This window comes from Phascolarctobacterium faecium, from assembly GCF_003945365.1.
Lineage (GTDB): Bacteria > Bacillota > Negativicutes > Acidaminococcales > Acidaminococcaceae > Phascolarctobacterium > Phascolarctobacterium faecium.
Map to the genome: position 1 here is coordinate 2,159,176 of NZ_AP019004.1, position 25,018 is coordinate 2,184,193.

The 25,018-nt window shown below is 40.7% G+C and carries 22 protein-coding genes; 3 read left to right on the forward strand and 19 right to left on the reverse strand.

Going from position 1 to position 25,018, the window contains the following annotated elements; all coding sequences use genetic code 11:
- Positions 1-18: 18 nt before the first annotated feature.
- Positions 19-705 (forward strand): ATP-binding cassette domain-containing protein, encoded by a 687-nt coding sequence (locus PFJ30894_RS10430; RefSeq protein ID WP_231997983.1) that lies wholly within the window; start codon positions 19-21, stop codon positions 703-705.
- 89 nt (positions 706-794) lie between these two features.
- Positions 795-1,667: a DMT family transporter gene (locus tag PFJ30894_RS10435; protein ID WP_125669772.1), complete on the forward strand. Its 873-nt coding sequence runs from the start codon at positions 795-797 to the stop codon at positions 1,665-1,667.
- 26 nt (positions 1,668-1,693) lie between these two features.
- On the opposite strand, the gene PFJ30894_RS10440 is transcribed toward PFJ30894_RS10435, so the two are convergent.
- From PFJ30894_RS10440 to argC, 13 genes are all read right to left on the reverse strand, one after another.
- A complete protein-coding gene (locus PFJ30894_RS10440) occupies positions 1,694-2,101 on the reverse strand; it encodes a DUF3783 domain-containing protein (protein ID WP_021717939.1) in 408 nt (135 codons plus the stop codon).
- Positions 2,102-2,238: 137 nt separating this feature from the next.
- Positions 2,239-4,068, reverse strand: coding sequence for a glutamine--fructose-6-phosphate transaminase (isomerizing) (glmS, locus tag PFJ30894_RS10445; RefSeq protein ID WP_021717940.1), 1,830 nt, complete (start codon positions 4,066-4,068; stop codon positions 2,239-2,241).
- 289 nt (positions 4,069-4,357) lie between these two features.
- Entirely contained in the window at positions 4,358-5,698 is a 1,341-nt protein-coding gene (gene glmM / locus PFJ30894_RS10450; protein ID WP_125669773.1) for a phosphoglucosamine mutase, read from the reverse strand.
- Between the two features lie 71 nt (positions 5,699-5,769).
- Positions 5,770-7,374 (reverse strand): NAD(P)/FAD-dependent oxidoreductase, encoded by a 1,605-nt coding sequence (locus PFJ30894_RS10455; RefSeq protein ID WP_125669774.1) that lies wholly within the window; start codon positions 7,372-7,374, stop codon positions 5,770-5,772.
- Positions 7,375-7,387: 13 nt separating this feature from the next.
- Entirely contained in the window at positions 7,388-8,302 is a 915-nt protein-coding gene (locus tag PFJ30894_RS10460) for a CdaR family protein (RefSeq protein WP_113077819.1), read from the reverse strand.
- Positions 8,299-9,132: a diadenylate cyclase CdaA gene (gene cdaA / locus PFJ30894_RS10465; protein WP_044491756.1), complete on the reverse strand. Its 834-nt coding sequence runs from the start codon at positions 9,130-9,132 to the stop codon at positions 8,299-8,301. The genes PFJ30894_RS10460 and cdaA overlap by 4 nt, the downstream gene beginning before the upstream one ends.
- A gap of 129 nt (positions 9,133-9,261) precedes the next feature.
- On the reverse strand, positions 9,262-10,674 hold the full coding sequence (gene argH / locus PFJ30894_RS10470) for an argininosuccinate lyase (protein WP_125669775.1): 1,413 nt from the start codon (positions 10,672-10,674) through the stop codon (positions 9,262-9,264).
- Positions 10,674-11,894 carry an argininosuccinate synthase gene (locus PFJ30894_RS10475; RefSeq protein WP_125669776.1) on the reverse strand — a complete coding sequence of 407 codons (1,221 nt, stop codon included), beginning with the start codon at positions 11,892-11,894 and terminating at the stop codon, positions 10,674-10,676. The genes argH and PFJ30894_RS10475 overlap by 1 nt, the downstream gene beginning before the upstream one ends.
- Positions 11,895-12,022: 128 nt before the next feature.
- Positions 12,023-12,964 (reverse strand): ornithine carbamoyltransferase, encoded by a 942-nt coding sequence (gene argF / locus PFJ30894_RS10480; protein WP_021717947.1) that lies wholly within the window; start codon positions 12,962-12,964, stop codon positions 12,023-12,025.
- Positions 12,965-12,985: 21 nt separating this feature from the next.
- Positions 12,986-14,176: an acetylornithine transaminase gene (locus PFJ30894_RS10485; protein WP_125669777.1), complete on the reverse strand. Its 1,191-nt coding sequence runs from the start codon at positions 14,174-14,176 to the stop codon at positions 12,986-12,988.
- A 36-nt stretch (positions 14,177-14,212) separates the two neighbouring features.
- Complete coding sequence (gene argB / locus PFJ30894_RS10490) at positions 14,213-15,100, reverse strand: acetylglutamate kinase (protein WP_021717949.1); 888 nt, start codon at positions 15,098-15,100, stop codon at positions 14,213-14,215.
- A gap of 106 nt (positions 15,101-15,206) precedes the next feature.
- Entirely contained in the window at positions 15,207-16,412 is a 1,206-nt protein-coding gene (argJ, locus tag PFJ30894_RS10495; protein WP_125669778.1) for a bifunctional glutamate N-acetyltransferase/amino-acid acetyltransferase ArgJ, read from the reverse strand.
- A gap of 13 nt (positions 16,413-16,425) precedes the next feature.
- Positions 16,426-17,460, reverse strand: coding sequence for an N-acetyl-gamma-glutamyl-phosphate reductase (gene argC, locus PFJ30894_RS10500; protein ID WP_125669779.1), 1,035 nt, complete (start codon positions 17,458-17,460; stop codon positions 16,426-16,428).
- A 279-nt stretch (positions 17,461-17,739) separates the two neighbouring features.
- On the opposite strand from argC, the gene PFJ30894_RS10505 reads away from it, so the two are divergent.
- Positions 17,740-18,570 carry a transglycosylase domain-containing protein gene (locus PFJ30894_RS10505; protein ID WP_113077815.1) on the forward strand — a complete coding sequence of 277 codons (831 nt, stop codon included), beginning with the start codon at positions 17,740-17,742 and terminating at the stop codon, positions 18,568-18,570.
- Positions 18,571-18,608: 38 nt separating this feature from the next.
- Here the strand turns inward: PFJ30894_RS10505 and PFJ30894_RS10510 are convergent, their stop codons facing one another.
- The 6 genes from PFJ30894_RS10510 to ftsE all read right to left on the reverse strand — a co-directional run bounded on the left by PFJ30894_RS10510 (position 18,609) and on the right by ftsE (position 24,980).
- A complete protein-coding gene (locus PFJ30894_RS10510) occupies positions 18,609-19,493 on the reverse strand; it encodes a ComEC/Rec2 family competence protein (RefSeq protein WP_125669780.1) in 885 nt (294 codons plus the stop codon).
- A 50-nt stretch (positions 19,494-19,543) separates the two neighbouring features.
- Entirely contained in the window at positions 19,544-20,989 is a 1,446-nt protein-coding gene (locus tag PFJ30894_RS10515; RefSeq protein WP_125669781.1) for a glucose-6-phosphate isomerase, read from the reverse strand.
- 99 nt (positions 20,990-21,088) lie between these two features.
- Positions 21,089-22,237, reverse strand: a complete 1,149-nt coding sequence (locus PFJ30894_RS10520) for a S41 family peptidase (RefSeq protein WP_125669782.1) — start codon at positions 22,235-22,237, stop codon at positions 21,089-21,091.
- A gap of 30 nt (positions 22,238-22,267) precedes the next feature.
- Positions 22,268-23,401 carry a murein hydrolase activator EnvC family protein gene (locus PFJ30894_RS10525; RefSeq protein WP_125669783.1) on the reverse strand — a complete coding sequence of 378 codons (1,134 nt, stop codon included), beginning with the start codon at positions 23,399-23,401 and terminating at the stop codon, positions 22,268-22,270.
- A gap of 15 nt (positions 23,402-23,416) precedes the next feature.
- Positions 23,417-24,304 (reverse strand): permease-like cell division protein FtsX, encoded by an 888-nt coding sequence (gene ftsX, locus PFJ30894_RS10530; RefSeq protein WP_021717957.1) that lies wholly within the window; start codon positions 24,302-24,304, stop codon positions 23,417-23,419.
- Positions 24,294-24,980 carry a cell division ATP-binding protein FtsE gene (ftsE, locus tag PFJ30894_RS10535; protein ID WP_021717958.1) on the reverse strand — a complete coding sequence of 229 codons (687 nt, stop codon included), beginning with the start codon at positions 24,978-24,980 and terminating at the stop codon, positions 24,294-24,296. The genes ftsX and ftsE overlap by 11 nt, the downstream gene beginning before the upstream one ends.
- Positions 24,981-25,018 lie beyond the last annotated feature (38 nt).

The window sequence follows — 25,018 nt, forward strand, 5'->3', positions numbered from 1 at the left end:
GGCGACAAACTTGCCATCATCGGACCAAACGGCTGCGGGAAAACAACTTTACTCAAACAATTTTTAAAAGCACACAACAAACACTTGCCAAATGTGCAAATAGCCTGCGGAGCAAAAATAGGTTACTTCAGTCAGGATATTGATATTCTTGATCCTGATAAAAACCTGCTCCGTAACCTACAGTCAACGTCTTCACAAAGCGAAGCTTTATTACGTACTGTTTTAATAAGACTTCGTTTCAAACGCGAAGATTTTTTTAAACCAATACAGCTTTTAAGCGGCGGTGAAAAAGTCAAAGCTGCTTTAGCAAAAATATTAGTCAGTGACTGTAATGTACTTATGCTAGACGAACCAACCAATCACTTGGATCTGGATGCTGTAACTGCTTTAGAAGAATTATTATGCAATTATCCAGGAACTTTGATTTTTACAACCCATGACCGCCGCCTGCTTAAAGCCATTGCTAAAAATTTATTAGTCTTTGATGGAACAAAACTGAACTTTTTCCCTGGGCCATATGACGACTACTCAAATAAACAAATAAGCACTGAGTATATTGAAGCAACAGCAGATATTTTACTTATAGAAAATAAACTGGCTGAAATTATCAGTCACCTTAGCCTCAATCCAACTGAAAAATTAGAAGCAGAGTTTCAATCATTACTGGCAAAAAAACGCCTTTTATTGTCAAAGCAATCATCTTGATTTACAAAATAGTTTGCATTAGTCGAATTTAGCTGTTAAAATATAACTCACAATGTATTTTATTTTGCAATTTGTATTCAAGGAGAAAGATGATAAACAATTCACATAATAAATATATCATTTTCATATTGTTGCAAAGTTTTCTATACGGCTTAGGTAATCCACTCACTAAAATTGCTTTTGCCAGTATCACACCTTTATGGTGTCTGGCCTTTCGTTTTGGTCTGGCTTTTTCTCTCTTCGCAATTTTCTTTGCAACACGCTTAAGGAAACAGCTGCAGGCACTTTCTGCAAGCCAATATCTGCCAGCAGGATTATGTATGGCTTCAGCTTATATTTCATGTAATCTGGCATTAGAAGGAACTACGGCAACGAATGTTGGCTTTATTATGTCCTTATCAGTAATTTTCGCACCGCTTTTGTCAATAATAGTCTTACAGCGACCTTATAAACTTTCACATCTTCCTATACAACTATTGGTCATTCTCGGTATGTATCTACTCTGTAGTAATGGAGGAACGTTTTCTTTTAACCAGGGAGATTTATGGGCATTGCTTACAGCAGTCAGCGTCGCAGGAGCACTGGTCTTTGGAGAAAAATCTCTGAAAGCAACAGATGCTATCACTATTTCTGCTATTCAAACCTTTATTACGGCAGTTATCAGCATCGCAGGAGCTTTATTATTCGACGATATTAGCACTATCACTAAAATTCAACCAGAAGCCTGGGCTGTTGTTATCTATCTGGCTATTACATGTACCTGCCTGGCTTATTTTCTGCAAAACGCTGCCTTGAAATTCTTATCTTCCTCCTTAGTATCAATGCTGCAATGTACTCAACCTATTTTAACTGCTGCAGCCTCATACTTTTTACTTAATGAAAAATTAACTTTTACAGGTATGAGCGGAGCTGTAATAATTTTAGCTTGTATAATTTCTGAAAATATTTTAGAAAAAAAGTAAAACCGCGGTAAACCGCGGTTTTACTTTTACTTTTGTACTTTATTACGTCTTTCAGCTTCCATCTTCTTAAAAGCTTCTCTTTCCTGGCAAAGTTCCTCATATAAAGCCAGGCCATTCCAACTTTTATTATTTTCCGTAATCATCGCTTTTAACTCTATTCTTCCTACCCCTACACGCTGCAAAGCAATTAAAAATTTTTGTAACTTGCTGCCGTCAAATCCATGCAGCACCAACATTTCTTCCTGAAATTCTTCTCCCTGATAAACTTCTCCGTGATTTTCTATTCCAGAAATTCCCAATAAAGCTCCCAGCGGCTGCTCATACTCTGCTCTTGCAACCTCTTTAAACCTCACCTGCATCATCATACAGACCATTTTAATCATTTTTAACTTTTCTTCATTGAAATTATATAATAAAGCAACAGAATTGTTCATACAATACTCCTTTTCGATAATAATTATTGTTACCACTATTATAGCATATTTTTCGCACTATTAGCTAACTCTACCAAAATAACTTTCAAGACGGACACAAAAAGACGCCTGCCAAAAAATTCCGGCAGGCGTTATTTTTATTCAACTGTTACTGATTTAGCAAGATTCCTAGGCTTATCAACATCACAGCCACGAGTTAAAGCAGCATAATAAGCTAACAGCTGCAAAGGTAGGACAGCAAGCAACGGAGCTAGATATTTATCTGTTCTGGGAATGAAAATAACATGATCAGCATATTTTGCAATACTGTCATCCCCTTCAAAAGCAATTGCAATGACCATCGCTTCACGCGCTTTTACTTCCTGCAGATTGCTGACTGTTTTATCATAAACATCAGGCTGTGTAGCTAAAACGATTACCGGCACACCTTCAACAATCAAAGCCAAAGTACCATGTTTCAGTTCTCCCGCTGCATAAGCCTCGGCATGGATATAAGATATTTCTTTAAGCTTCAAAGCACCTTCCAGCGCAACAGCATAATCAAGGCTGCGGCCCAGGAAAAATGCATCTTCACTGCTGCCATAACGGGTTGCAAAAACTTTAATCTGATCTACATTTTCCAGTAGCTTATGAATCTGCTCAGGGATATCGTGTAACCCTTCCACAAGCTTATGCGCTTTGGCAATATCTAAAGTACCGCGCAAACGTCCAACATAAATAGCCAGCATCAGCATTACTAAAAGTTGTGTAGTATAAGCTTTAGTAGAAGCTACAGCAATTTCTGGGCCAGCATAGGTATAAACAACCTGATCAGCTTCTCTGGAAATAGAAGAACCTACGACATTTGTAACCGCCAAAGTACGGGAACCAAGGCGCTTAGCCTCTTTCAAAGCAGCCAAAGTATCGCTGGTTTCACCTGACTGACTGATAACTATCGTCAAACTGTTGCCATCAACTAAAGGACTGCGATAACGGAATTCACTGGCAATATCGACTTCTACCGGAATCCGTGCCAGCTGTTCCAAATAGTATTTTCCAACAATACCTGCATGATAAGCAGTGCCACAGGCAACAATAAAAATCTTATTGATACCTGCCATTTCTTCTTCTGTCCAGCCAAGTTCAGTAAATTCAATTCCGTGAGAATCTTTCGGTACGCGCCCAGTCATTGTATCACGGATAGATTTTGGTTGTTCGTAAATTTCTTTAAGCATAAAATGTTCAAAACCGCCTTTTTCAGCAGCCTCTGCATTCCAATTTACTTCAAAAACCTTTTTACTGATCGGTGTTCCATTTATATCCTGTACCCAGACACTGTCTTTAGTGACAGTAGCAATTTCACCATCACTCATAATAAACGTACGGCGTGTCTTAGCAATAATAGCCGGTATATCGGAAGCAATAAAATTTTCGCCTTCACCAAGTCCAATAACCAAAGGATTATCTTTTTTTGTGCAAATTATTTTCTCCGGTTCTTTGGCACACATAAACACCAGCGAATAGGATCCCTCAATAACACGCAAAACTCTTTTTACAGTTTCTTCAAAGTCTCCATCATAATATGCAGCCATTAAATGTGCCACAACTTCAGTATCTGTTTCAGAAACAAATTTGTGCCCTTTGGCAATCAAATCTTCCTTCAGAACCAGATAATTTTCAATAATACCATTATGCACAACAACAAACTCCCCGCTGGCATCAGTGTGCGGATGAGAATTACGGTCGGACGGACGTCCATGCGTAGCCCAACGGGTATGTCCTATACCCATGGTGCCTTCAGGCATATGACCATCCAATTTTTGACGCAAAGAATCAAGACGGCCTACACATTTCTCAACAGTGATCTTACCTTTTTCATAAACAGCGATACCAGCGGAATCATAACCGCGGTACTCAAGCTTGCTCATGCCGTCCAGTAAAAACGGCGCTGCTTGATTATTACCAATATAACCAACGATACCACACATAGTTGTATCCTCCTAAATGTATATTGCCAATTCTGCCACAGACATTTTGTCACCGTCGTTACCGCCGGAATTTGTAGTCTGCTTACGGCCTGCAGCTAGCCGAGAGGTACCCGCTGACTGATCGATAAACCTCTCCCTCGTCTGCCGCCAAAGGCGGCACTTGCGCTTATAGTAACAAGTGTATGCTGAGCACACAACATGCCGCGCAGGCTTGGCTTGTCCCACGCGGCACGTCCTTGTAACCATTGTTATTGTACTATATTTTGACTCTTAGGTCAATGCTGACCAGTTATCCCAGTTCGCTGTTGACAACTTCGGCAATAGCACTTGCTATCTCTTCTAAGCGTTCTTGCTGTGGTCCTTCAGCCATAATACGGATCAAAGGTTCGGTTCCAGATGCCCGTACCAAAATCTGGCCGTTGTCACCAAGCTCTTCCTGATATTTTTTTATAATATTCTTTATAGATTCTTTTTCTTCCCAGCCATGCTTGTCAGCAACACGTACATTAAGCAGAATCTGAGGATATTTTGTCATCATCGCCCCCATTTCTGAGAGTCGTTTGTTATTTTGAACCAACGCCCCGAGAAGCTGTACGGCGGTTAAAATGCCATCACCAGTTTTTGCAAAGCTTGAAAAAATAATGTGCCCGGACTGTTCCCCGCCCAAACTATATCCATTTTTCAACATTTCTTCTAACACATAACGATCACCAACAGCTGTTTTTACACAGGAACCGCCATATTTTTTCATAGCTTGATGCAACCCGACATTACTCATAACAGTTGTAACGAGCACATTATCTTTCAGCTGTTTCTTTTTCATCAGTTCCAGTGCGCAAATCAACATCATTTGGTCACCGTCAAGAGCTTCCCCCTTTTCATCTACAACCAAACAACGGTCTGCATCACCATCGTTGGCAATACCAACATCAGCACCAACCTCAACTACTTTAGCCTGTAATGCTTCAAGATGCGTTGATCCACAGCCATTATTGATGTTAATGCCGTTAGGCTGATTAAAAATCGTTACAACCTCAACCCCTAAAGAGCGTAAAATAACCGGAGCAATGACACTGTTGGCACCGTTAGAGCAATCCATCACAACCTTCAGTCCATTAAGTTTACATGGAGCAGCTGCAATAACATGATCTATATACAGCTTATCAAGGCCTTCTTCCACAATAACCTGCCCAACAGAAGAACCGCGGGGATTCTTACTGCATTCTACAGGCAGGCTTACCAGTTCAGCAATCTCATCCTCTACTGCATCCGGCAGCTTATGTCCAGTTTTAGAGAAAAATTTAATGCCATTATCTTCAAAAGGATTATGCGAAGCAGAAATAACTACTCCAGCATTGGCCTTCACTTCCGGTGTCAGAAACGATACTGCCGGAGTAGGCATAACGCCTAAAAGATGCGCGTTACCACCAGCAGAGCAAATACCAGCTGCTAAAGCAGCTTCCAGCATCGTACCTGATAAACGCGTATCACGACCAATAATGATTTTCGGTGTAGTAGTTTCCCTTCCAAAATAAGTTGCCGCAGCGCGCCCTAATTTAAAAGCGAGTTCCGGCGTTAATTCAACATTAGCGACTCCACGCACACCATCAGTACCAAACAAACGAGCCATTTCAAGACCTCCGAACAAAGGATTTTTATTATCAGCTTATTATAAACTTTTTATCACCAAGTGACAAGCCTTTAAAAAAATGGTGTAAATTTTGCCATTACAGCCCTGGCGACATGATAACCATCTAAGGATGCACTCATAATTCCCCCCGCATAGCCGGCACCTTCACCACACGGATATAATCCGTTATGAGTAATTGATACTTTAGTATCATTATTACGCATAATTCTTACCGGCGCAGAAGTCCTTGTTTCGATACCTGTAAGCAAAGCGCCGCCATCCGCAAAACCTTGAATTTTTTTGTCAAAAGCAAGTATTCCCGAACGTAAAGTATCTGCAACAAAGTCAGGAAGAACGCTGTCTAACGCACAAGCGGTCAATCCAGGTCTGTAAGTAGCTTTAATATTACACCGTAAATCAGGCTGCAAATATTTCAAAAAGCTTGCAACATTCTGTGCCGGCGCATTATAACAACTTCCGCCAGCCTTAAACGCCAGCTTTTCATAATACCGCTGAAACTCCATCCCGGCAAGCGGATCCGTACCAAAATCCTGAGGACCTACATTTACAACAAGTGCACTGTTGGCAATCCCGGAATCACGCTGATACATACTCATACCATTTACTACTACACCACCTGCTTCAGATGCTGCCGCAACGACCATACCACCAGGGCACATACAAAAAGAATATGCAGTTCTACTCTTATCCGGAGTATGATGGACTAATGCGTAATCTGCTGCCCCCAGACGTGGATGTCCTGCAAAATCACCATACTGTGCCTTATCTATAAGTTCCTGCGGATGCTCAATCCGTACCCCTATGGCAAATGGTTTTGCTTCAATACCAATTCCAAGCTGCAGCAATCTGGAATAAGTATCACGCGCACTGTGACCACATGCTAGAATAACCGCATTGCTCATGATTTTTTCACCGTCAGAAAGAATTACTCCGCTCAAACTATTTTCTTTAACTATAAAATCAACGACATGGGCATTATAACGTATTTCACCGCCAAAGGCACGTATTTCATTTGTCAAGCCCATAACCATCACACGTAATTGATCTGTGCCCACATGCGGCTTATGTTCGTATAAAATTTCCTTAGGAGCACCCGCCTGCACAAAATCTTTTAAAATTCTTCCCATCACCGGATCATTGACACGAGTGGTCAATTTACCATCGGAAAAAGTACCGGCGCCTCCCTCACCAAACTGGACATTAGAATCTGGATCAAATTTTCCGTCTTTCCAAAAACGCTGCACATCATCCACTCTTTGTGCTACAGGTTTACCACGTTCCAGTATCAAGGGCCTATAACCATACCGAGCTAACTCCAATGCAGCTAACAAACCAGCCGGCCCCGCTCCAATAACCAACGGCCGTCCAACTATTTTTTCCACACCCAAATCAGGTTCAACAAGACTTTCTTCTGCCAATAAAGTGACATCTTTATCCTTAACCAATCTACCTAACTGCTTAGAAGATATTTCTAAATCAATCAAAACATGGTAATTTAAGGAAATATTATTTTTACGGCGGGCATCAACTGCCCGCCGTACTATTTGCAAATTATCAATATCCTGTTTTTTTAATCCCAGTTTTTTAGCGGCTGCCTCTTTAACAGATGTTTCCTCCAAAAGCGAAACCCTGACATTATTCACCTTTAACCTCATTAGTAATCCTTTCTCATTCCGCCTCAATATGTACCTTTACCGTATGAGTATCAGCCATTGTTTTTTCAGGCAACAAAAGTACTGCTTCTACATTGCCATTAGCACTGAATTTACCTAAATCTACTGGCTGTGTCTTTACTTCTGTTATACTTTGCAAAATGGAAGGTTCGGCTGTCAATTTCACTGTTGCAGGTTCACAGACTGCACGTTTCATGGTCATTCCGCCAGTTAATGCTCCAGTAGTTTCTACAACTACCGGTACTTCAACTGTAATCATCTGACGTACTAATGAAGCTTTTACCTGTGCTTTAGCAGGTGAAATCTGCAAATCAGGCATTTCCAAACCATTAGCGCTCATAGCTATCAATGTACTTTCAACTTGAAAATCATTTTCTCGCTCACTGACATCAACAGGTGCCACAACTCTAGCCATCTCATTGATACGATGCGTAGCACCTTTTACAGTTACACTGTCAGGAATGACCTCTCGTTTACTTAAAGTAAAATCAGAAGCAGGTATACCGATAACACGCGTATCAACCTCCATTACCTTTTCTGTAACAGAATCAAGATAAGCATAAATATTATTGGGATATACTTCCAACACGGTCCCCTGATTAAACTGTGCTTTAACAGGCAAGGCCTGCTGTCCTATATTTTTGTCAGCAAAATCAACATAGGCCGTAACTTCTTTTTCCGTTATATCACCTAAAACCGTTCTTTGAGCCTGAACCTTAACACGCACTTTATCAGGAGTATTAAGTACAATCATACCTTCCGGGACATTACGCAGTTCCAAATTAACCACATAATTACGTTCTACAAGTGGGTTCTGTTCATTCATAACATACATCCATAACGCACAGGCAATAAGAAACGCGATGACCCGTGCCAACATATTTTCACGATCAAAGAAATTCCCCATCATTTGCCACCCCGAATCTCTTTGATTTTATCATTGATAACCTGTTTCCAATTCAGAGAAGGCTGTACTACAGCAGCTCTTAATAAGCTTTTAATATCTTCGCCGGTCAGATAGCGATGCAATTCACCGTTACGGGCCAGAGAAATCGTGCCGGTCTCTTCGCTGACGACTAAAACCAGAGCATCTGACTGTTCGGAAATACCGATAGCAGAACGATGGCGCGTTCCCAACTCCTGGCTCAGATTACGTGCTTCTGTTAAAGGAAGCAGGCAGCTTGCTGCTACGATACGATTACCGCGTATAACAACAGCGCCATCATGTAAGGGTGTATCCGGTTCAAAAATATTGAGCAGCAAACTATCTGAAATCAAACCGTCAATCGGCACGCCGGTTTCAATTCTCTCTTCCAAACCTGTCTCCCGTTCAAAAACCATCAATGCGCCTATTTTTCTACGACTCATAATTTCCGTAGCATTAGTAACGGCATTCAGCATATCTTCCAGTTCTTTTTCATCAAGTTCGTTATGCTTATGAAATAAACGCCCGCGACCAATCTGCTCAAGCGCACGACGCAGTTCCGGCTGAAAAACTACAGGCAGCGCGACCATGACTACTGTCATACTTTTTTCCAAAAGCCAGGTAATAACATGCAGATTCAGCCATTTACTGATAAATAAAATAACAGCTAAGACCAAAAGACCTTTGACTAAAGTTGCGGCCCGAGTGTTTTTTAACATTAAGTATATACGGAAAAGGAAATAAGCAACAACTAAAATATCCAAAACATCTAAAATGCTTATCGTTTTTAATAATCCCTGCAGCTGCAATAACAAACTCTTCACCTGTTTCCTAAGTATTTTTTAGACAACAATATTCTAATATATATTATAACAAAAAACTCGTGTACTTCGCTATGCGAAATGCACGAGTTTAATATATTTTGCAAAAATTTCTTAAATTAATTATATTCTTGCTTTTAAATCATCTAATACTACCTGCTGTTCTGCCAACAGTACGTCTCCGCGTGAAAATTGTTTAGCATTTTCAGAAAAAGCAGGTCCGCCATAAGAAGTTCTTGCCGCAACACAGTTTTCCGGCTGCAAAGCCTCTAGTAGATCTTCTTCAAACAACGCTGAAAAAGTTTTATATTCTTCAAGCGAAATCTCCGGCAAGAATTTTCCCTGATGGATAGCATAAGCCACACACTTACCTACAACTTCATGGGCCTGTCGGAAAGGTAACCCCTTCCGAACGAGGTAATCAGCAAGATCAGTAGCATTAGAGAAATCTTTGCTGACAGCCTGCTCCATTTTTTCTACATTGACAGTCATCGTAGAAATCATATCGCTGTATACTGCCAGACTGAATTTAACAGTATCGACCGCATCAAAAAAACCTTCTTTATCCTCCTGCAAATCCTTATTATAAGTCAGCGGCAAACCTTTTGCTGTAACCAGCATCGCTTGCAGATGCCCATAAACACGACCTGTTTTACCACGCACAAGCTCGGCAATATCCGGATTTTTTTTCTGCGGCATCATCGATGAACCTGTAGCAAATGCATCATCCAGTTCTATAAACCCGAATTCTGTACTTGACCACAGACAAATCTCTTCACTCAAACGGCTCATATGCATCATCAAAACGGAAGCAAATGACAAAAATTCGATAATATAATCGCGATCGCTGACAGCATCCATGCTGTTGGCATAAACACTGCCGAAATTCAGCTGCTCAGCCACATCAAAACGATCAATAGGGAATGTAGTTCCAGCAATGGCTCCTGCACCAAGAGGCATCATATCAGCGCCAGACCACACCCCCTGCAACCTGCGAAAATCACGCTGCAGCATATTAAAATAGGCCAGCAGATGATGTGCAAAGGTTATAGGCTGAGCACGCTGCAGATGTGTGTAACCAGGCATCAGCGTTCTGTCATGTTTTTGGGCAACTGCCAAAAGCGCCTTCTCAAACTGCAGCAGCAATTCACCGATCTCTACAATCTCACGTTTCATATACATGTGCATGTCTAAAGCAACCTGGTCATTACGGCTGCGGGCAGTATGCAAACGTGCCCCAGCAACGCCAATCCGCTCAGTAAGGCGTGCCTCAATGTTCATATGAATATCTTCTAAAGCCACTTCAAAACTAAAATTACCGGCTTCGATATCAGCAAGAATAGTTTCCAAGCCGGCTACAATCTTTTCCACATCTTCAGCAGGAATAATACCGCATTTGCCCAGCATTTGCGCATGGGCAATACTGCCTCGGATATCTTCATGATACAGCCGTTTATCAAACTCAATAGATGCATTAAATGCATCTACGAGTTCATTGGTATTTTTACTAAATCTGCCGCCCCAAAGCTTAGCCATTATTTCAGTTTTCCTTGTTTCATCAATGCACGTACAGTCAAAGGCAAGCCAAACAGGTTAATAAAGCCGCTGGCATCTGCCTGATTATAGACTTCATCAGCACCAAAAGTTACATATTCCTGGCTGTATAAGGAATACGGAGATTTAGCGCCTGCAGAAATGATATTGCCTTTATACAGTTTCAAACGTACTGTACCTGTAACAGTTTTTTGTGTTTCATCAACAAAAGCTGCCAAAGCTTCGCGCAGCGGAGAGAACCACATACCGTCATAAACGAGTTCAGAATATTTAATGCCTACCATTTGTTTATAGCTCATAGTAGCACGATCAAGGCAAAGATTTTCCAGTTCATTATGAGCATAATAAATAATAGACCCACCAGGAGTTTCATAAACACCACGGGATTTCATACCAACCAGACGATTTTCAACCATATCACAAATACCAACACCGTTACGGATACCAATCTCATTAAGATTTTCAACGATAGTGGCCGGACTCATTTTTGTACCGTTAACAGCAACCGGCACACCCTGTTCAAATTCCAGTTCTACATACTCAGCTTTGTCCGGCGCAGTTTCAGGAGTATTAGTTACAATAAAAAGTGCGTCCTTAGGAGCATTCCAGGGATCTTCGAGATCTGAACCTTCATGGCTCAAATGCCACATATTACGGTCCATAGAATAATCATGTTCCTTGGTAACAGGAATAGGAATATTATGTGCTTCCGCAAAGTCAATGGCATCTTCACGGGAACGGATGCTCCATTCGCGCCAGGGAGCAATAATTGCCAGCTGCGGAGCCAGTGCTTTTACAGAAAGTTCAAAGCGAACCTGGTCATTACCTTTGCCCGTAGCACCATGAGCAACAGCATCAGCACCTTCTTTTTCAGCGATCTCTACTAATCTTTTAGCGATCAGAGGACGTGCAAAAGAAGTACCAAGTAAATATTTCTTTTCATAAACTGCGCCGGCTTTGACAACAGGCCAAACATAATCAGCAATAAATTCTTCCTTCAAATCTAAAATATAACATTTGCTGGCACCTGATTTAAGTGCTTTATCATGTACGGGATCAAGTTCGTCACCTTGACCAAGATCTGCCGTAACTGCTATAACTTCACAGTTATTATAGTTTTCTTTGAGCCAGGGAATAATTACCGAGGTATCCAAACCACCAGAATAAGCAAGCACGACTTTTTTAATGTCTTCTTTTTTCATTGTAGATACAGCCTCCTAAGATGTTTAAATATGTAAGATTTCATGCATAAACTTGTAACGACGAATATGATTATACCACATTTTCCAGAAAATGGAAGAGTTTTTATGAATGTATACCGTATTTTTACTTATAACACTTCATCACTCATCAAAAGTGCCATAATCGCTTTTTGTACATGCAGACGATTTTCTGCCTGATCAAAAATTTTTGATTGCGGTCCTTCCAAAACATCCTCAGTTATTTCCTCCCCGCGATGTGCAGGCAAACAATGCAAAACCATAGCGTCAGGCCGGGCCACTGCCAGCAATTCTTTATTGATCTGATATTCACCCAAAGCTTCCTGACGGATAGATTGTTCTGACTCTTGACCCATACTCGCCCAAACGTCAGTATAAAGTACATCAGCACCTTTCGAGGCTCTGAACAGATCATCGTCAACCTCAATCGTACAGCCTGTATGGACTGCATCTTCCTGGGCTGTCTTAACGATAACAGGATCTGGCTGATATCCCTGCGGACAAGCACAGACCATATTCATACCAACTTTTGCACAGGCATACATCAGTGAATGAGCCATATTATTACCATCACCTACATAAACAAGTTTCCTGCCTTTCAGGACCTCTTTATACTCCATAATAGTAAATAAATCAGTCAAAGCCTGACAGGGATGCAGCATATCCGTTAAACCGTTAATGACCGGAATACTTGCATATTTAGCCAATTCTAAAACAGATTCATGTGAAAAGGTACGAATCATGATCCCGTCAACAAAACGTGATAAGACTCTTGCCGTATCACGTACTGGTTCACCACGGCCAATCTGAGAAGCAGAATCGTTCAAATAAATCGGGTGACCGCCAAGCTGCCAGAAACCAACCTCAAAAGAAACACGTGTACGTGTTGATGCCTTGGAAAAAATCATCCCAAGAGTTTTGCCTTTAAGATATTGATGCGGCTCGCCATTTTTTTGTTTACGCTTTAACTTTTTAGCGACATCTAAAATAGTCGCAACTTCACCCACCGATAAATCGTGAATAGAAATCAAATCTTTATTTCTTAAACCCATTCTCCACCCTCACAAACTTGGTTAAAATTCAGCCAATGCCGCATCTAAAGCAGCTACTGCCTGATCTATTTCTTCTTTTGTAACGATCAAAGGAGGAACTAAACGAATAACGTTACCAGCCGTACAATTAACAATGACCTGGCGCTTAAGACAAGCTTCGACAACCTCTTTGCCATCTTTAGCCAACTCCATGCCTAAAATCAAGCCGCAGCCGCGTATTTCAATAACCTTATCTGGATACTTAGCCATCAGAAATTCCAGTTTCTTTTTGAAATAAGCTCCTTTTTCCGCCGTCTGTTCTACAATATTTTCATTTTTTATTGTAGTTAAGGTCGCATAAATAGCCGCGCATGCTAAAGCATTACCGCCAAAAGTACCACCATGATCACCAGGCTTAAAAACATGCGCCAACCTTTCTGTGACGACAAAACCACCAACAGGAAAACCACCGCCTATCCCTTTGGCAAAAGTCATAATGTCAGGTTTTACACCACTATGCATATACGCAAACCATTTTCCTGTACGCGCGACACCTGTTTGAATTTCATCAAAAACAAGCAGTGCGTCATATTTATCGCACAATAATCTTGCCTCACGCAAGTATGTATCACTGGGAACATGAACGCCGCCTTCCCCCTGAATAGGCTCGAGCAAAACACAGCAAACATCTTCATCCATTGCTTCACGCAACGCTTCCAAGTCACCATAAGGAACATAATCAAAACCTGCAGGCAACGGCTCATATCCTTGCTGATATTTAGGCTGACCTGTGGCAGTAACAGTCATCATAGTCCGACCATGAAAGGAATGTACAGCCGTTATAATACGATATTTCCCCTCATTTTTTTGATGACCGTATTTACGCGCAAGTTTTATGGCGCCTTCATTAGCTTCAGCACCGCTATTTGCTAAAAACACCCTGTCAAAACCTGTAGTTTCAATGATTTCTTTAACAGCTTTTGCCTGAATATCAGTATAGTAAATATTAGAACAGTGCATAAGTTTCGCAGCCTGTTCACTAATAGCTTTTACCAGTGCAGGGTGTGCGTGTCCCAAAGAATTAACTGCTATCCCTGCTAAAAAATCCAGATATTCATTACCGTCAGCATCATAAAGCTTACAGCCTTTACCATGGGTAAGTGCCAGCTGATATCGACCAAAGACCGGCAAATAATATTTTTCTGTTTGGTCGATAATTGTTTTTGCGTCCATTGCGATCCCCTCTAATCCTTTTATTCTCAGCAGCCTTTACAGCTCTTTTACTACTTCTGTCCCCACGCCTTCATCACTGAATATCTCCATTAAGATTGTATGCTCAGCACGTCCATCAATAATATGCGTTTTTTTCGCACCGCCGGAAAGCGCCGTGATGCAGGCCTTCACTTTTGGAATCATACCTCCGTCGATGTTGCCGCGGATGATCAGTTCCTGTGCTTTTTCAAAGCTCAGCGTCGAAATAAAGCTTGCTTCATCACGATAATCCGCATAAATACCTTTAACATCAGTTAGAACCAGTAATTTTTCAGCTTTCAGTGCACCTGCGATCTCACCGGCAACACTGTCTGCATTAATATTATAAGTTTCTCCATTAGCACCCACTCCAGTCGGTGCAATAACCGGTATAAAATCATTATCAAGCAGTACTTCTAAAAGCTCTGTATTGATTTTTTCGACATTGCCGACATAGCCAATATCAACTAAATTTACCTCACCATTTTCATAAACATCTGCCAAATGCTTTTTAGCACGGATAAGTCCGGCATCCTTACCATTCAAACCAACTGCGCGGCCACCCAGAACATTTAAACGGGCAACAAGGTCAGTATTGATCTTACCAACAAGGGCCATTTCAGCTATCCCGACGGATTCTGCGTCAGTAACGCGCAAACCACTGACAAATTGTGTTTTTTTGCCAGCCTTGCCAAGCATAGCAGTGATTTCAGGACCGCCTCCATGTACAACTACAGGACGTAATCCGGCGCATTGCAGGAAAACAATATCCTGCAGCACTTTAGTCTTAATATCATCATTAAGCATAGCGTTACCGCCATATTTTACTACTACAGTTTTTCCTTTAAAATCGCGCAGATATGGCAGCGCTTCCACTAAAGTTTTAATTTCTTCGTTACGTAACATTGACAGTTCCTCCTGTTTTTACGGCAGTACCGGGCCCTGGACTGCCTTTTGTTATTTTTATAAATTTGAGGCGGCCAAAGCTCCCGACTCAGTACGTCAACAAATCTCAGGTATGGTATTCACCATTAATTTTGACATATTCATAGCTGAAATCACAGGTCCAGACTGTAGCACACTCATTCCCTGCCGCCATATCAATGGTCATTGTGATATCATGTTCACTCATGATATCAGTCAAGCTTGTCAGCGGTATATTACAGTTCATACCATTTTCAACTAAACGTACGCCGCCGATTGACAAATTAACTTTATCTGCATTCATTACTGCACCACTATAACCTGCGGCGCAAACAATGCGTCCCCAGTTCGGGTCTTCGCCAAAAAAAGCAGTTTTAACAAGCGGCGATTTGGCAATTGCCATAGCCGCTGCTTTGGCATCTTTCCATGTAGCCGCACCAACAACATTAACTTCCAAAAATTTTGTAGCTCCTTCACCGTCTCTGGCAATCAACTTAGCGAGATCCTGTGCACAAGTTACCAAAGCTTCAAAAAAAGCCGGATAATCTGGATGTTCCTCTGAAAATATAATTTCATTTTCAGCCAATCCGTTGGCCAGTACGATCATACTGTCATTGGTACTGGTATCTCCATCAACGACTACCATATTAAAAGATTTATCAGCAGCAGCCTTAACAGCTCTTTTTAAAACATCTGGAGCGATTGCCGCATCAGTAGTTAAAAAGGTGAGCATTGTCGCCATGTTAGGATGGATCATCCCTGCACCTTTAGCAATTCCAGCAATCCTTGAAGTCTTCCCTCCAACCTCAAATTCATAAGCAGCACGCTTAATAAACGTATCAGTTGTCTGAATTGCCATAGCACAGCTTTCACCTTCGTTTTCATCCATAACATCGACAGCATCGGCTAAACCATTTTTTATTTTATCCATAGGCAAAAAATGACCTATAACACCAGTACTGCAAACATAAACATTCTGCGGTTCAATACCAAGTAAATCAGCTGCAAAAGCCTGCATTTCTCTGGCATCAAGTAAGCCCTGTTCACCTGTACAGGCATTCGCACAACCGCTGTTGACTATAATAGCCTGAGCCACAGCCTCTTGTGCAACTTCTCTGCTTACTAAAACAGGAGCCGCACACATTTTGTTTTGAGTAAATACAGCACCGGTAGCTGCCGGAACTGTACTGTAAATAACAGCCACATCATGATTGCCACTAGCTTTAATACCGGCTTTAACCCCGGCAGCAAGAAAACCCTGAGGCGCTGTTACCCAGCCATCAATTTTCTTCATTCTTCACGCCTCCTCATGGATAGATAGGTAATTGAGTCAAACCAGTATTTTCCGGTATCCCAAACATCACATTCATATTCTGCACAGCCTGACCTGCCGCACCCTTCACTAAATTGTCCAGCACACTCATAACGATGATACGTCCAGTACGCTTATCAATCTGCCAGCCAATATCCACATAATTAGATGCTCTGACATTTTTTATTTCCGGGCAAGCACCCTGACCGCGCAAACGAATAAAATACTCATCAGCATACATTTCTGCAAAAGCTTCCTGAACCTGAGCTTCGCTGACGTCATTTTTAAGAGAGGCATAGCAAGTCGCTAAAATACCACGATCAACAGGCAACAAATGTGGTGTAAATTGAATCACAACATCTTTTCCGGCATATTCACTATAAACCTGCTCGATCTCAGGAGTATGCCTGTGATCAGCAACACCATAAGCGTGAAAATTTTCATTCACAGAGCAATAGAGACTACCCAGCTTCAAACCCCGTCCTGCACCCGTTGTTCCAGATTTCGCATCTATAATAATTCCCTGGGTTTCAATCAAGCCTGCTTTCAGTAAAGGTACCAAGGCTAAAATACTGCAAGTTGTATAACATCCTGGGTTCGCTAAAATTTTAGCATCCTTTACCTGTCCCCTATATAATTCGGTCAGGCCATAGACTGCCTTAGTTTCTGGATCTTCGTGCTTTACTTTATACCATTCTTCAAAAACTCGTATATCCTTAAATCTATAGTCTCCGCCCAAGTCTATTATCTTTGTATCGTGCATTTTCAACTGCCTGCCGATCTTCATCGCATGACCATGCGGCAAAGCAATAAAAATAACATCGCTTTTATCAGCAATTTGCTCAATATCCTGTAAACTGCCCAATGCAGTTTCAATTCGTACAGACAGATGAGGATACATAGCAGCAATATTCTCACCGGTACTGCTTTCAGATGTTATCGCAGCAAGTTCTACTTCCGGATGTCCATCCAATAATCTCAACAGCTCGGCTCCGGCAAAACCTGTAGCTCCAATGACACTTGCTTTCATATCCAGCCTCCCTAAAACTTATGATTTGTAATTATACAACTTTATCGCATAAACACGCAAGTATTTCTCTGAAAAAATTTTTTAAATATCCTACTAAAAAAAAATCTGTCTATTATTATAAACACTAACCCTATTATATTTAATATTGTACTACTTTAGAGGCCTTTTTTCAAAACATTTTTCAATTTTTTATTCATTGGTAAGTGTTTTTTATTTTATTATTTCTAAAATCTCTGATACAATATAATCAATAATTATAATAATTTAAAGAGGTACCTTATGTTCAAAATATTCGTTATCATCATTATAGCTGTAGGTATCTTTTTTTGGTATCCTACCAGTGGTGACCCCATCAAAAAAGAGATTCTATCGCCAACTACACAGCATTCTGTGCAACTGCCGCCTGCTGAACACAGTAAGGCAACCGTTTTTTTACTTTCTATCTTACCTCCAAAACAAACTTGGCCAGATCCGATACAAAAAATCTGGCTAAGCCTAAATATTGAAGAAGCTGTCCAAGAACGCACTAACGATATTGAGTGGGTTCCTATCACAGATATCCCTATTGAAATGCAGCAAGCCTTACTGGCCATTGAAGATCACAATTTTTACAATCATGGCGCCATAGATGTTGACGGTATCCTGCGTGCTACATTAGTAAATATTACTGCCGGAGAAGTAGTTCAAGGCGGCAGTACAATTACGCAACAGCTCACAAAAAACCTTTTTCTGTCACAAGAGCAGACTTTGATCCGTAAAACTGAAGAAGCGCTGCTTTCTCTGGTTATGGAACAGCATTACAGTAAAGACCAGCTTTTAGAGATTTATTTTAATACAACTTATTTTGGTGCCGGTGCCACTGGCATCAAGTCTGCAGCACTTACCTATTTTGATAAATTACCTCAGGAAATGCAGCTTGCCGAATGTGCTATTATTGCGGCTCTTCCTTATGCACCATCTGCACTCAATCCACTAGAAAATCCTGAAGGCTGTAAAAAAAGACAGCGTTTAGTTTTGCAGACAATGGTAAAACGAGGTTATATTGGCACAACTTTAGCAGAAAAAACCTCTGCCGAACCAGTATTCCTTGCAAATGGAGCAACATTCTAAATAACAAAAACGTCATCTTAAATTTAAGATGACGTTTTTTATTTATCTGTCATAATCTGATATTTTTCTCCGTCAGTCCTCAAAGTAATTTCACCATTTTGACTGGTGACTTTAACAGGAATCTGTAAATACTCAAATGTTCCCAATACCTTTTTATTAGGATGATTATATTTTTCTTTATCGCCACAGCTTATCAGTGCCAGCTGTGGCTGTACCGCTTTTAAAAAATTATAAGTGGAAGACGTACTGCTTCCGTGATGTGCTACCTTCAAAACAGTGCTCTGCAGTTTTTTTCCATATCTACTTACCAAATCATTTTCGGTCTTTGCTTCAATATCTCCTGTAAAAAGCATTGAAAATTCACCATACTGCAATTTAAAAACCAAACTATTATTATTTAAATCTTTTTCAGGGAAACCATTTTTACTAGCAGGTGCTAAAAACTTTAAATTTATATTGTCTGCAAACTCCAGTTTTTGCCCAGCACTTAATATTTGGCGGCTTAAAATTCCGTTAAGAATCAATTTCTCTACATCTTTAGAAATTTCACTTTGAGGATTTACAATACCGTTGTCATAAAAATTTTTAACATCAAAATTATTTAATATTTTTATTACTCCTCCTAAATGGTCTAAATGATGATGTGTAATAATCAAAGCATCCAGTTTTCTAACCCCTAAAGTCTTCAATCTGCGAACAAGTATATCACTATTTTTATAATCACCTGTATCCACAAGTATTGCAACAGCCTGATTTCTCAATAAAATTGCATCCCCCTGCCCAACATCCAACAATTTTACCTCAAGCTGGCCTTGCAAAAGTGAAATAGCTTCATGAGCTTCTGACCCAAAATCATAAGCTTCATAGCCATACGCTGCGACTGTTATGATAATCGTTAAAATAAATTTCCAAAACTTTTTCATATTTCCTCACAAAAACAAAACGTGCCGTAAAATATCGGCACGTTAAAATTCTACTGGTGGGACATTTTCTGCTTCATGATTTGCTTATAAGTTTCAACACCCGGTTGATCGTAGGCGTCAACATCAGCCAACTCACCTTCATATGCTACGGAAAGCATCAGAAAATAAAGCAGCTGTCCTAAATAATATTCGTCTATCCGAGGCAAAATATATTTCGCATTTAACCGCCCGTCGCTATTCAAAGCCTCTTCATTAGCAGCAAGTGCAATTTTCAGAGCATGGTCAACAGACAAGCCGTCATATTTTTTTAATGAGCTGATATGAGTAAAGGGATTGTTTAAAACAATCTGCTGCTCACGTTCCAATATTTCAACAAACTGTATTACTTTATCTTTTTTTCCATCCTGATGCTGTTGTGTTTGAGCATGCATATCAGTGGAACCAACAGCTGAAACCGGAGTACGTCCATAATAAACAACATTGCCTTCACGATCTTTACGCTTCCCAAGAGATTCAGCCAAAAGCTGTACATACCATTCACCAACAGATTTCATTTTCGCCGCATATGGCATAAAAACTTCAATATCAACGCCTTTTTCGGCTGCTGCATACTTCAAGACTGCGTTCAAGAGCGCCGGGTTTTCTCCAAGCGAAGCTGACTGACATGCATTTTCCATATCCCTTGCTCCACATAAAAAGGCATCTATATCCATTCCTATAGCGGCAGCAGTAATTAATCCTGGATCGCTGAAAATACAAAATCGGCCGCCAATACCTTCTTTGATATCAAAACACTGCCATACATTCTCCTTGGCCAAGTTATATAAAGGAGATATATCTTCATCAAGATCGGTTACAACCGCAACCTCCATTTGCAATAACGAAGACTTTTGACACTGCTCATAAAAATAAGAAAACGCTGCTAAAGTTTCTAAAGTCGTACCAGATTTGGAAATAGGAACAAGCAATACTCTGAATTGCTCATTTTTCCCCAGCCTGTGCGTGGCAAGATACTCCACTTCATCCACAACTTCACTATACTGATCTACATCTAAATTATTTCCCGAGAAATATACCCTAGGATAACCATGCCTGCTTTTTTCACAGCCTACATTCCAGCCGGAACCGGCAAAAATATCAAACAGAACTTTATTGCCAAGATAAGATCCCCCTACTCCTAAAAAAACAACAGCATCTATCTCCTGCTGCAGATAACTTCCAAACTGCTTCAATTTAGCAATAGACTCCGGCGTATTAGGATTGCCATTCTTAACGAAAGGCAGTTTCGTAAAAAGCACATGCTCCGGCGTACCATCTTTAGATAAATGTGCCTTTGCCATACCTTGCTCACGTATTAACAGTAAAGCATCTGCAGCATCTTTAGCCTTACTCTCCAAAGTTTCAATAACTGCAGGTGTTATTGTATCAGTATTTATCATATTGCTATAATCAAAAATAAAACCACTTGCTAATGCTATTTCTCCAGATAATTTCATAATATCACCATATCAATTATTTATATACTTAAATATTTTATCATAAAAATATAACAAAAGCAAAAGAACCAATGCTTGAGGGCATTGGTTCTTAAATTATTATTTCTGCAGATTACGTAAATAGTTCTCTGCCGTTTCCAGCTGTATATCCTTTGTGGGCTGTTCGGGCAGTTCCACAACTTCATCAGGCGTAATACCCGTACCATTAATAGATCTTCCAGAAGGAGTATAATATTTAGCCGTAGTTAGCTTTAACCCAGTATTCTGAGGTAGCCTATATACAGTTTGTACCGACCCCTTACCAAAGGTCCGAGTACCAAAAAGCTTCCCGGACTTAGTGTCCTGCACAGCTCCTGCAACGATTTCAGAAGCACTTGCACTGCCATGATCAACTAATACGGCAAGTGGATACTTCACTTGCTCCAAATAAGATTCTTCCGTATATTTGCGACCTTCCCTGTCGATAACGGATACGATCGGTCCCTTAGGAACTAAATATTGTGCAACACGTACAGACTCTCCTAAAATTCCTCCAGGATTCTGCCTTAAATCCAACAGCAGTGCCTGCATCCCCTGCTCTTCCAGTTCCTGATATTTCTTCGCAAACTCTCCCGATGTATTCTCGTTAAAAATAGCAATCCTGATATAGCCAATCTTGCTATCTGGCAGCATTTCTCCTGCAACTGACTTGATCTTAATATCGCCACGTACAACTCTTACCGTACGTTCGTTACCTTTATTATCGTCCAAGACCAGCTCGACTTCTGTTCCCTGCGTGCCTCTAATCATTGCAACAACATCTTCAAGCTGCATCCCAGCCGTCTTTTTTCCATCGACCTGAACTATTTTGTCGCCGGCTTTGATACCGGCTTTTTCTCCAGGCGTTCCCTCTAAAGGTGCAACTACAACAAAATTATTCTCCTTTTTACCGACTACTACGCCGATACCGCCAAAAAAACCTTCTGTTACATTACTGATATCTTTAAAACTCTGCTGATCCAAATACACAGAATACGGATCATCTAACGCTTTTACCAAACCTGTAGCTGCGCCATCAAATAATTTTCCATCACTTGGCTGTTCTACAAATTTTTCCCGGACCAAAACTAACGTCTTGAGAAATTTCAAACTTCCCAAAGCATCACCGGTAATGCGCTCCATACTGTAAAATATAGCTCCAAGCGTAACAACTATAGCGCAAAGGCAGGCTACAAGCACTGTCATCATACTAAAACGTTTTTTAAACATAACTTCCCGCCTCGCTTATCTTCCCTTAAATCAAGGTAAATAATCCAACGGTTCAGTTACCTCGCCGTGGATACGTACTTCAAAATGACAGTGCGGGCCAGTAGACCAGCCAGTACTGCCGGCATACGAAATTACCTGACCCTTATTTACATATTGTCCTTCGCTGACGGCAAGTTCCTGATTATGGCCGTACAAAGAAACAAGTCCTCCGCCATGATCAATCATCACTGCATAACCATAACCGCCCATCCAGCCAGAATAAATTACTGTACCAGAGTCAGCCGCTACAATCGGTGTACCATAATCACAGGCAATATCCATACCGGAATGATATCTTGTTGTGCCAAATACAGGATGTGTACGCCAACCATAATAAGAAGTTATCTCACCTGTTACTGGCCAGATAAACTTACCGGTTCCACCGCCCGTAGGCATAGAAGAACTACGTTCCAAGCTTCTCAACATACTCGCAATATTCTCAGAAATGGCAAGTAAGCGGTCATAATCTTCATCAGCCTGGCGACTTTCTTCTTCAGCCCTATAAAGCAGCTGAGCACGCTCTTCCTTGCTGGCTTCAGCCTTCTGCTGCTTTTCATCAAGATCACTGCGCATTTTTTCAATATCAGCCATCTGCGCATCCAATTCTTTCTGACGCGCTTCAATTTCAGCAGTTTCCTTCATGATTGTATCCATCATTGCCAAATCGCGGCTGATAATTTTTTGCAACAAAAACATTCTTGAAGAAAAATCTGAAAAATCTTTTGCACCTAACAATACATCAAGATAATTGATTTGTCCATTGATATAAATATCGCGCAGACGCTGGCGATAAATCTTCATACGGCCTTCCATTTTAGCTTTCTTTTCAGTTAAAACTTCTTGGTTTTCGTCAATCAGTGGCTGTAATTTATCACGTTTGGCTTCGATCTCTTTAATCTCTGCCTGCAGACGATTCAATTCAGCAACAATCTCTTCCATTCTGTCACTGGCAGCTTCTGCTTCACGACGAGCACGTTCTTTAGCTATTTCCATTTGCTGCATTTTTTGCTGTACGTCATCATATTCCGCTTGCTTATCTTCCAGCTCATTTGCAAAAGCCGGCAAAATTTGCATAACAGCGAATATCAACGCCAATACAGCCATTAAAACTTTCTTTTTTGGCATAATCGGCCTCCGCTGTTAAACTTTTAAAAACTTGCGCAAGGAAATATAACTTCCTGCAGCACCAATTGCCGTTCCGGCTAAAATAATAGAAATATCGACATAGGTGAGCATTGGATATGCCGGAACCATTGGTAAAAAAGCCAGTGTCGCATAAATACGAGACAAAAGCGCCGCATAGGTACCGTTAATAACAAAATTAGCAATCAACGCCCCAAAAAAACCAAGCGTCATACCTTCCAGAATAAAAGGCCACCTGATAAACCAGTCGGTAGCGCCAACATATTTCATAATATTGACCTCTTTTCTCCTGGCAAAAACAGTTAACCTAATAGTATTAGCAATAATAAACAATGTTGCAAGAGCCAGTAAAATTACCAGAACAACACCGCCAATACGCAGTATTTTCGTCATCTGAAAAATATGTTCTACTATTTCCTGACCGAATTTAGCTGTTTCTACGCCTTCCATTTCGTGTATCTGCGGCGCCAGTTCATTAATTCTATCAGGTCTGTCTACCTGCACTTCAAATGAATTAGGAAAAGGATTATCAGTTCCTAATGAATGCAGCAACTTTTCCTGCTGCCCCAACCGTTCCTTAAATCTGGAAAGAGCTTCTTGCTTACTGACCTCTGTCACGCTTAGAACACCGGGCAAATTCTCCAGTGTCTGCTTCATATCGCTTAGCCCAGGGGCTTCAACAGAATCTTCCATATAAACAGTAATCTGCACTTGACTTTCGAGATATTGCGCTAAATTATTGGTATTGATAAAAATCAGCAGAAACATACCTAAAACAAGTAATGAAAGTGCCACAGTAGACACCGAAGCAAGGCTCATCAAGCCGTTACGTTTGATAGATTTATAGGTTTCCCGGATAAAATATTCTTTTGTACTAAGACTCATAACCGTATACCCCTTTTAAATCATCACGAACAATCGACCCTTTTTCAATGGCAATAACTCGTTTTTCCATATTATCAACGATTTCTTTATCATGTGTCGCCATCACGATAGTAGTTCCACTTTCATTGATTTCACTGAAAATACGCATTATATCCCAGCTTGTTTCCGGATCAAGGTTACCTGTCGGCTCATCAGCAATTACAAGCAGCGGATCATTAACAATCGCACGTGCGATCGCTACACGCTGCTGTTCGCCACCTGATAATTCCGTTGGATAAGAATTGGCCCGTTTACGCAATCCAACTAAATCCAGCACACTCATCACGCGGCGCTTGATTTTACGATAGGGAGTCTCTATAACCTGCATAGCAAAAGCAACATTGTCATAAACAGTGCGATCAGGAAGTAACCTGTAATCTTGAAAAATAATCCCTAACTGTCTGCGCAAATAAGGAATTTCCTTTTCTTTAAGCTCCAATAGATCCACACCATTTACATATATATTGCCAGTAGTTGGTATTACCTCACGAAAAAGCATCTTAATAAAAGTGGATTTTCCGGCACCGCTCGGCCCGACAACAAAAACAAATTCGCCAGGCTGGATATGGATATTGACATCACGCAAAGCTACTGAACCGCTTGGATATGTTTTACTGACATCGGTCATTAAAAGCATGGTGAAAGCTCCCTTCTCTTCAACACTCAAACAATTAC